Raw genomic sequence first — 363 nt, forward strand, 5'->3', positions numbered from 1 at the left:
GCCGCCAGCACGATCATCGCGCCATGCGCGAGTTGCCGGCTGGCGGCGATCCTGCTGATCATCCCGGGCTTCATCACCGACATTTTCGCCATCCTTCTGCTGCTGCCGCCGGTGCGCGACTTCGCCTGGCGCCTGCTCAAGAACCGCATCGTCATGGCGACCAGCTTCAGCAGCGGCTTTTCGGCGCGGCGGCGCGACACTGTCATCGACCTCGACGACAGCGACTATTCGCGCGACGATTATCCGAACCGGCCGGATCACAATTCGCCCTGGCGGCGGCTCAAGAACGACTAAAGCGCGTCGCGCTTTAAGATTTTTGTTTTTTGCATGTCGCCTCCCGAAACCGCTGCTCACTTTTGGTCT

Annotated in this window: 1 protein-coding gene; it reads left to right on the top strand. The window is 61.4% G+C overall.

Annotation, left to right across the window (positions count from 1 at the left end):
• Positions 1–294: FxsA family protein (locus tag EN786_RS36420; RefSeq protein WP_189524386.1), on the top strand; the 294-nt coding region annotated here is incomplete at its 5' end.
• Positions 295–363 lie beyond the last annotated feature (69 nt).

The sequence above is a fragment of the Mesorhizobium sp. M4B.F.Ca.ET.143.01.1.1 genome (genome assembly GCF_004792275.1).
GTDB lineage: Bacteria > Pseudomonadota > Alphaproteobacteria > Rhizobiales > Rhizobiaceae > Mesorhizobium > Mesorhizobium abyssinicae.